Origin of the sequence: Streptomyces sp. MBT65 (genome assembly GCF_016612545.1) — a bacterium.
Taxonomy (GTDB): Bacteria; Actinomycetota; Actinomycetes; order Streptomycetales; family Streptomycetaceae; genus Streptomyces.
This window is the reverse complement of sequence record NZ_JAENRY010000335.1, coordinates 1-8409: the sequence shown is the minus strand read 5'-3', so window position 1 is coordinate 8409 and position 8409 is coordinate 1. Positions and strand designations below refer to the sequence as shown.

Genomic DNA, 8409 nt, shown 5'->3' with positions numbered 1-8409 from the left:
TTGATCGCGGCGTTGAGGGCGGCGTGGGCATGGGGGACACCTCCGCGAGGGCCGTACGTGGGATCTTGAGCACCGTAGGCCCATACGATCTGATACCACCGCAGCCGCCCGGGCGGGGCGCGTCCGTGTCCCCCGTTCGCGGTAACGTGAGCCCCCTATGAACGCCAAGCCCGACGTGCGACTCCCCGCCGTTTCTGTGATCATGCCCGTCCTCGACGAGGAGCGGCATCTGCGCGGAGCCGTCCAAGCGATCCTCGCGCAGGAGTACGCCGGCGAGATGGAGGTCGTCCTCGCCCTCGGTCCCTCGAAGGACCGCACGGACGAGATCGCGGCCGAGCTCGTGCGCGAGGACCCCCGAGTCCACACCGTCCCGAACCCGGCCGGCCGCACGCCCGCCGCCCTCAACGCCGCGATCAAGGCCTCCCGCCATCCGATCGTCGTCCGCGTCGACGGCCACGGCATGCTCTCGCCGAACTACATCTCCACCGCCGTACGGCTCCTGGAGGAGACCGGCGCGCAGAACGTCGGCGGCGTCATGCACGCCGAGGGCGAGAACGCCTGGGAGGACGCGGTCGCCGCCGCGATGACCTCGAAGATCGGCGTGGGCAACGCGGCCTTCCACACGGGCGGCGCGGCGGGCTCCGCCGAGACGGTCTACCTCGGGGTGTTCCGGCGCGAGGCGCTGGAGCAACAGGGCGGCTACAACGAGGAGTTCATCCGCGCCCAGGACTGGGAGCTGAACTTCCGCATCCGCGAGGCGGGCGGCCTCATCTGGTTCTCGCCCGAACTGCGCGTCTCGTACCGCCCCCGTCCGTCGGTGAAGGCCCTCGCCAAGCAGTACAAGGACTACGGCCGCTGGCGGCACGTCGTCGCCCGCTACCACGAGGGCTCGATCAACCTGCGCTACCTCGCCCCACCGACCGCCGTGTGCGCGATCGCGGCCGGTCTCGTGGTCGGCGCGGCCCTGACGCCGTGGGGTTTCCTGATCCCCGGCGGCTACCTCGCGGCGATCGTGCTGGGCTCGCTCCCGGCGGGCAGGGGCCTCTCGCTGAAGGCCCGCCTCCAGATCCCCCTGGCCCTCGCCACCATGCACATGTCCTGGGGCTACGGCTTCCTCACCAGCCCCAAGTCCCTCGCGAAGCGCGTCATCGCGTCCCGGCGACCCGCGGTGCTCAGCCCGTCCAACAGCTGAGCACCGCCGCCCGCGACGGCCCGGACTACGACCAGACGTAGTTCGGGTCGACGTGCATGCAGGCCGTGGTGTCCGAGCCGTTGAGGGCGTCCGCCGACGTCGGGGTCGTGTCGTCCTCGACCGGGGCCTTGTACTTCGTGCCGGTCCTCCAGTCCGCGCCGACGACCAGGGTGACCCCGGAGACGCTCGTGGACTTCTTCACCGCGCTCGTCGGGATGCCGAGGGCCTTGGCGACCCGCTGGGCGTCGCCCTCCAGGTCGGCGCTCGGATAGCGGACGACCGTCGTGGCCGCGCTCGGCGTCGTCGAGGAGTCCGCCACCGCCTCCTTGAAGCCCTTGCCGACGAGGAGCCCGGCCACCGCGGTCGCCCGCCCCCGTACCGCGCTCGTCGTGTCGGTGCGGGTGCCGTTCTCCACCTGTACGGCGATCTTGCCGTCGGCGGCGGCCGGATCGGTGGACGCCTTCACCGGGGTCGTCGTCTTCTTCTTGTCCTTGCCGTCCAGCGCGATGTCCTCACGGACCAGCCGGAACAGCTTCTCCGCGTCGGCCGGCTTGGGCACCACCCGGCCGCTGCTGCCCGAGTACTCCCACGGCATCGTCGTCATGGTGATCCGGTCGGTCGGAACCTTCTTCAGTTCCTTGCTCAGGTCGTAGAGCTTGGCGACCGTCCCGAGACCGGTGTCGACCGTGAGCGCCTTGGTGGCCGTCTCGGCGAGGCTGCGCAGCTTGGTCGGGTTGCTCAGCGTGGCGTTCTCGCGCAGCTGGCGGACCATCGAGTTCATGTACTGGTGCTGCGCCTTGGTGCGGGCGATGTCGGTGTCGTCCTCGAAGCCGTAGCGCGTCCGCAGCCACTGGAGGGCCTGCTTGCCCTTCACGGCCGTGGTGCCCTTCTTCAGCTTCAGGCCGGAGCCCTTGCCGGAGGAGGTGTGCGAGTAGATGTTGGCGTCCACGCAGACCGGCACCCCGCCGATCGCGTCCGCCATCGACACCACACCCGCGAAGTCGACCATCATGAAGTGGTCGATGTGGATGTCGGTCAGCTTCTCCCAGGTCGCCACCGTGCAGCCGGGGCCGCCGCGGCCCAGCGAGTCGTTCGTGATGACGTCCGTCTCGGCCGCGTACGTCTTCTTGGTGTCCGGGTCGGTGCACTTGGGGATGTCCGTCAGGGTGTCGCGCGGCATGCTCACCACCGACATGTTGGAGCGGTCCGCCGAGACGTGCAGCAGCATCTGGACATCGGCGCGGGGCGCGGTGTTGAAGGTGTCCTTCGCGCCGCCCAGCTCCTGGTTCTCCGCGGAGTCCCGCGCGTCCGAACCGATCAGCAGGATGTTCAACGGCGTCTGCCCGGCCGCGTTGGCCTTGGACGCGGCAGCCCGCTCGTTCTCGTCCCCGATGTTCAGGGGGTCTTTCTTGATGTTGTGGTTGAGGTGCTCGTAGTACAGGTAACCGGCGCCGGCCGTCCCGGTTATGACCACCGCGAGGACGATCGCCGACCAGCGCAACACCCGGCGTCTACGGCCCTTGCGGCCGCCCCCGTCGCCGTCCGCCGGTGTCCTGCCCTTCGCCGGTCTCTTCCCGTCCGCCGGCGTGAGGGACATCGTGTCCTCAACCGCCGGCACCTCCCCACGCACGCTGCTCTGAGTCAAGTCCCCACCCCTCCCACGCCGCGCCCTGACACCACGGGTCCGCCCCGCGCCCCGTTAGACGCGGAACGGACCCGTGTGGTCACTTACTTGGCGCACTCAACCTTGTCCGCCGTGGACTTCTGGACCCCCTCCGGCGTCGACCCCGCGGTCGAGGTGAGCGGGACGCCGGCTCCCTTGAAGTCCTTGCCCAGGGTCAGCGTCATCGCCGGGAGTCCCTGGGAGTTCTGCACACTCTTGCCCGGCTTCATCGCGGACCCCGAGAGGCCCATGATGGCGGCGAGCCGTCGAGCCTGGTCCGCCTGGTCGGGTGCGTACTCGAGGGTCGTCTTCGCGAGCGCCGCCGGAGCGTTGCCCGCGTTCTCGGACTTGAGCACGCCCTCATCATTCTGCAGCCACGTAAGAGTTTCCTGTGCGCTGCCGGCGACGGCCCCTCCGTTGAGGATCCGCACCCGCACCGCGGAGGCGGCGGACTTGGTGCCCTTGAGCCGGGCGGCCACGGCGGCCTTCTCCTTCGCCGCCTGCTGCTTGACCGCGGTGAAGGAGGTGTCGCTCTTGATCAGCGAGAAGACCTGCGGGGCGGTCGTGTTGTTGAGCACGACCGTCACCGGGGTTTTCTCCGCCGGGTTGTCGACGACCGGCACGGTGGTGAAGGTCAGGTTCTTGGGGTTGAGCTTGCCCAGCTCCAGACCGAGGTCCTTCAGCTTGCTGATGGAGTCGAGGTTGTCGTCGACGGTCAGCGCCTTGGTGCCGGCCTCCGCCAGCTTCAGCATCTTCGTCGGGTTGGTGAGCGTGGAGTTGGACTTCAGCTTCCGCATCAGCGCGCTGAGGAACTGCTGCTGGAGCGTGATCCGGCTCAGGTCACCGCCGAAGCCGACCGAGTGCCGGGTGCGCACGAAGGCCAGCGCCTGCTCGCCCGAGAGATTGTGCGTGCCCTTGGACAGCTTCAGATGCGAGTCGGAGTCGTCGATGTTCTTGGCCAGACAGACCTCGACCCCGCCGACCGCGTCGGTCAGCGTCTTCACGGCGTTGAAGTCGGCCACCATGAAGTCGTCGGGCTGGATCCCGGTCAGCTCGGTGACCGTCCGCACCGTGCAGCTCGCCGTACGGCCGTCCTGGCCGAGGCTGGTGTTGAAGCGGACGCTCGTCGTGCCCGGGATGACCTTGGTCGTGCCGTCCGACTGGGCCGTCTGGCAGTCCGGGACGTCGGTGATCAGGTCACGGGGGATGCTGAGCGCGGTCGCGTTCGAGCGGTCCTTGGACACGTGCAGCAGGATCGTGGTGTCCGCGTGGCCGACGCTGCCGGCGTCGCCGTAGCCCTCGTTGCCCGCGCCCGTGCGCTTGTCGGTGCCGATCACCAGCAGGTTGATGGCCTTGCCCTTGCTGAAGCCGCCGGTGCTGGCGCCGTCGTCGGAGACGGACGTGATGTTGTCGTTGAGGTGCTTGATGTAGAGGTATCCGGCCGCGGAGACGGCGACCAGCACAAAGGCCAGGCTGCCGCCGGTCCACATCAGGATCTTCTTGCCCTTGGCCTTCTTCTTCACCGGCCGGCGCCCGCGCCGCCCCGGTGGCTCCTCGGGCACACCCCGCCGTCTGCGCGGCGCCGGCACCTCGGGACCCGGGCCTCTCGGGACCGTCTCCCGCTCCGGCGCCGCCACACTGCGGTTCTGCGCAGTGGCTCTCCGGGGCCCCGGCACCGCTGACTGCGGTGTGGAAGGAGTCAGTCGCAGTTCGTATTCACCAGTGTTCGGATTGAGTACCCACTGGTCTGCGGGGTCGATGTTGTCCGCCCGCCCACGGCCTTGCGCGTCCACGGTTTACCGAATCCTCCGTCGGGGCCACGCGGCGCCTTCCCCCTGCAGGCGCTCGGGTCTCGTTCATCCGGTGCGCAAGCACACAGCACACCGGATCGCTCACACTATCCGTCCAGTTGAGCGTCAAGTGACTGCGGTGACAAATTCCACGTCCCTACAACCGGTCAATCCGTCCTATTTTTCGGAACAAAAGTTCGTCGACTTGGTGATCGCTTTACCCGCAGGTGTCCTCGGCGGCGGTGTTACCGCGAAATGTGGGCGCGGGCGTGGCCTCGCCAACAGGCGCCGCATTGCTGCTATTTGTCCCTGAATCCAGCGGAACTTCCTTCGTCACCGCCACGGTCGCGTCCGCTCGGAGTCGCGCGAACAGCTTTTCGGCCTCGGGCTCCACGAGTTGGTCGCGATTCGCGTTGTAGATGTACGACTCCCGTGGAACGGTGAGGAATTGCACATGTTCGGTGGGGATGTTCCGCAAGCCGCGCACCAGTTCGTACAAACCGCGCAGATTGGCCAGATCCGGATCGGTGGTCAGCGAGGAAGTCGCCGCGTCCAGCACGGGATACAGCTTCACCGGATTGAACAGCACGTCGTCGCTCTGCACCTTGTTGACGAGCGCCCCCAGGAACCCCTGCTGGCGGTCCATCCGATCGGTGTCACTGCCGTTCCCCAGCGACTTCCGCGCCCGCACGTACCCCAGCGCCTGCTCCCCGTCGAGCGTCACGCGCCCGGCGGGCAACGCCAACTTGGCGGCTTTGTCGTGAATGGGAGCTTTGAGGCAGACCTGGACCCCGTCCACGGCGTCGACCATGTCCTTGAACCCATGGAAGTCGACGACCATGTGATGGTCGATCCGCACGTTCGTCAGCTTCTCCACGGTCCGGATCGTGCACCCCGAACCCCCCACCTGGAACGCGTAGTTGAACATCGCGAACATCGGCTCGCTCCGCGTCCCGTCCGGCCGCAGACACCCCGGCACGTCCACCATCAGGTCCCGCGGCAAGGAGACGGCGGTGGCACTGCGCCGGTCGGCCGCCAGATGCAACAGGATCGTCGTGTCCGACCGCTCGGTCCCCGAGTCCCGCCCGTACTCGGCGTTCCCGTCTCCGGACCGCGAGTCGGACCCGATGAGCAGAATGTTCTGCGCCCCCTTCACGAGGGCGGTGGGCCGCTCCTTCTCGTACCGGGCGAGCTCGGCGGCCGCGGCGTTGTCGGGCGTGATGTTCGAGTCCAGCTTCGCGTAGACGGCCCACCCGACCCCGGCGGCTCCTACGACGATCACGGCCACCCCGAGAGCCACCCCTCGCACCCACCGCCGACGCCGCCGCCGTACGATCCCCGCCCCGGACGCGGAAGCCCCCGCACCCGGCCCGAGAACGCCTCCTGCGGTGTCGTCGAACACGTGCGGTTCCACCCCTCATGGCCAAGTACGAGCGTGTGGTCCTGCTCCTACGACCATGGCGTGGATGGGGTGGGGGAGGCGGGCGTTGCTGACCCGTTCGGGTGACTCGTTACCGGCCCGCGCCCGCCGGGCACCCCTTCAGCGGCGCGTGACAGACACCCGCTCGCTCTCGACCCGCTTGGCCAACGACTCCTCGCTCAGCTGATCGAGATTCCGGCACAGGACCACGGACCCCCCGGAGGCGAGCGGCCCGTACAGCCCCGCGCTCAACCCGTCCCAGGTGTCGTACGGCAGCCCCGACAGCACCCGGGCCCCGGCGTCCGCGTCGGCCCGGGCCCGCTCGACAACCTGCACCCCGGTCGACTCCACCCCGCCCACGACCAGCGCGGGCTCCTCGGGATCGACCGGCGAGAACGCGACAAACCGGTCTCCCTGGCTCGGCACCTCGACGGCATAGTCGGCAAACCCGGCCGGAGTCTGCGGAAACCGCCCGCCGAGCGGCCGCAGTGCGAGAGCGACCCGCTCCCCGCCGCACGCCCGAGCCGCCTCCAGCGAATCGGGCCCGCTCACCACCACATCGGCCACGGCGGGATCCCCGCCCACGTCCGCCACCACTCCCACGGACGAACACGCCAGCAACCACACCGCCGTCTGCCAGTGCGCCGGCAACAACACCGCGACCCGGTCACCGGGCCCCGCCCCGAGATCCCCCTGGAGCAGATTCGCGGTCTTGGCCACCCAATTGGCGAAGGTGGCCACGGACAATTCGACACGTTCCCCCGTGGCGTCGTCGTAGAAGGTCACCAGGGGGCGGCCGGGATCCGCGGCGAGCGCGGAACGCAGCAGGTCGGCAGGGGTGCGATCGGTGGCGTTCACCCGCGCAAGCGTACGCGGGCACCCATCGCCGCACGCCCCCGCACCGGACGCCGGACCACCGGTTCGGCCGAACCGCAGCCGACGGTCCGTCAATTCCCGGATAGACAGATATGTATGACTATGTCCAGGATCAGGGGCATGCGTGGATTCCTTGCTTCCTCGATCGGCGTCACCTGCGCGGCCGCACTGGCCCTCCCGCTCACCCTGCCCGCGGCCGCGGCGCCCGCCCCGGCACCGGCACCGGCACCGGCGGCGCAGCCGGCGAGCGGCGCGAGATCCGCGTCGACGACCGCCGACCCCACCCTCCCCGGCAGCACCGAGTCGCTGCCACTGGCCCCCCGTACCCGCGACCGCACCCTGGGCGCGGCCCCCGAACAGGGCCTCACCCGGGACGACGTCCACCGTTTCTCCCTGGTCGGCGTCACCTGGTCCGACCCCGACACCGAACTGCGCGGCCAGGTCCAGGTCCGCACCCGCGCCACCGGCACCGGCGAGTGGTCCGGCTGGCAGGACATCGACACCCACAACGAGGACCACGGCGCCGACCCCGGCACCGCCGAGCGCGACTCGGGCCACGTCCACGGCTCCACCGCCCCGCTGTGGGTGGGCGACTCGGACGGGGTGGACGTACGGGTGAGAGCGAACGCGACGGCGACACGGACCGTGGAGAACCGGTCGTCGCCCCTCCCCGCCGGCCTGCACCTCGAACTGGTGGATCCCGGCGCGGAAGCCCCGCCCGCGGGCGCCCGGCCGACCGTGAACCGTGCCGCGGCCCCCCTCGCCGCCGAGCTCCCGGCGCTGAGCAGGCAGGCCACGGAACGGGAAGTGGTCGCGCTGCGCGGCAAGGCGCAGCCGTACATCGGACCGCGCCCGCGGATCGTCACCCGGCACGGCTGGGGCGCCGACGAGACGCTGCGGGAGAAGGGGTTCGTGTACACGAAGAAGGTCAAGGCGGCCTTCGTGCACCACACCGCCACCGGCAACAACTACCGCTGCTCGCAAGCGCCTTCGGTCATCCGCGGTATCTACCGCTACCACGTCGAGAGCAGCGGCTGGCGTGACATCGGCTACAACTTCCTCGTCGACAAGTGCGGGACCATCTACGAGGGTCGCGCCGGGGGAGCGACGAAGGCGGTGATGGGTGCCCACACCCTCGGTTTCAACACCGACAGCATGGGGATCGCCGTCCTCGGAACCTTCGGCAGCGCCAAACCGTCCTCGGCGGCAGTGAACGCCATCGCCCGGCTCACCGCGTGGAAGCTCGGGCTCTACGGTGTCAATCCGCGCGGCAAGACATACCTGAAGTCCGGCGGTGGCAATCTCTACCCAAAGGGAAAGAACGTACGACTCAACGTGATCTCCGGCCATCGGGACGGGTTCGCCACGGAATGCCCAGGACGGCAGCTCTACGGCAAGCTCGGCTCGGCCCGTTCCACGTCGGCCCGTTTCCAGGGCCGCTGAGGGAGGGCCGACAGGGGGGCCGGGG

General features: G+C 69.4%; 6 protein-coding genes. 2 read left to right on the top strand and 4 right to left on the bottom strand.

The annotated features are described in order from the left end of the window. The first annotated feature begins 157 nt into the window (after positions 1 to 157). A complete protein-coding gene (locus JHN63_RS43315) occupies positions 158 to 1192 on the top strand; it encodes a glycosyltransferase family 2 protein (RefSeq protein ID WP_200690625.1) in 1035 nt (344 codons plus the stop codon). Between the two features lie 25 nt (positions 1193 to 1217). Here JHN63_RS43315 and JHN63_RS43310 read toward each other — a convergent pair whose 3' ends face one another. The 4 genes from JHN63_RS43310 to JHN63_RS43295 all read right to left on the bottom strand — a co-directional run bounded on the left by JHN63_RS43310 (position 1218) and on the right by JHN63_RS43295 (position 6923). Then, positions 1218 to 2789: an LCP family protein gene (locus tag JHN63_RS43310; protein ID WP_200690624.1), complete on the bottom strand. Its 1572-nt coding sequence runs from the start codon at positions 2787 to 2789 to the stop codon at positions 1218 to 1220. A 131-nt stretch (positions 2790 to 2920) separates the two neighbouring features. Continuing rightward, complete coding sequence (locus tag JHN63_RS43305) at positions 2921 to 4648, bottom strand: LCP family protein (RefSeq protein WP_200690623.1); 1728 nt, start codon at positions 4646 to 4648, stop codon at positions 2921 to 2923. A 214-nt stretch (positions 4649 to 4862) separates the two neighbouring features. Then, on the bottom strand, positions 4863 to 5945 hold the full coding sequence (locus tag JHN63_RS43300; RefSeq protein ID WP_374222994.1) for an LCP family protein: 1083 nt from the start codon (positions 5943 to 5945) through the stop codon (positions 4863 to 4865). Between the two features lie 240 nt (positions 5946 to 6185). Beyond that, the gene (locus JHN63_RS43295) at positions 6186 to 6923 is read right to left on the bottom strand and encodes a TIGR03089 family protein (protein WP_200690621.1); all 738 of its coding nucleotides are present in this window, start codon (positions 6921 to 6923) and stop codon (positions 6186 to 6188) included. Positions 6924 to 7061: 138 nt separating this feature from the next. On the opposite strand from JHN63_RS43295, the gene JHN63_RS43290 reads away from it, so the two are divergent. Then, positions 7062 to 8384 (top strand): N-acetylmuramoyl-L-alanine amidase, encoded by a 1323-nt coding sequence (locus tag JHN63_RS43290; protein ID WP_200690620.1) that lies wholly within the window; start codon positions 7062 to 7064, stop codon positions 8382 to 8384. The last annotated feature ends 25 nt before the right edge of the window (positions 8385 to 8409 follow it).

Bases quoted from the DNA above. Each gene is read 5' to 3' on its own strand.
- JHN63_RS43315 (WP_200690625.1), top strand. From the start codon at position 158: ATGAACGCCAAGCCCGACGTGCGACTCCCCGCCGTTTCTGTGATCATG.
- JHN63_RS43310 (WP_200690624.1), bottom strand. From the start codon at position 2,789: ATGTCCCTCACGCCGGCGGACGGGAAGAGACCGGCGAAGGGCAGGACA.
- JHN63_RS43290 (WP_200690620.1), top strand. From the start codon at position 7,062: ATGCGTGGATTCCTTGCTTCCTCGATCGGCGTCACCTGCGCGGCCGCA.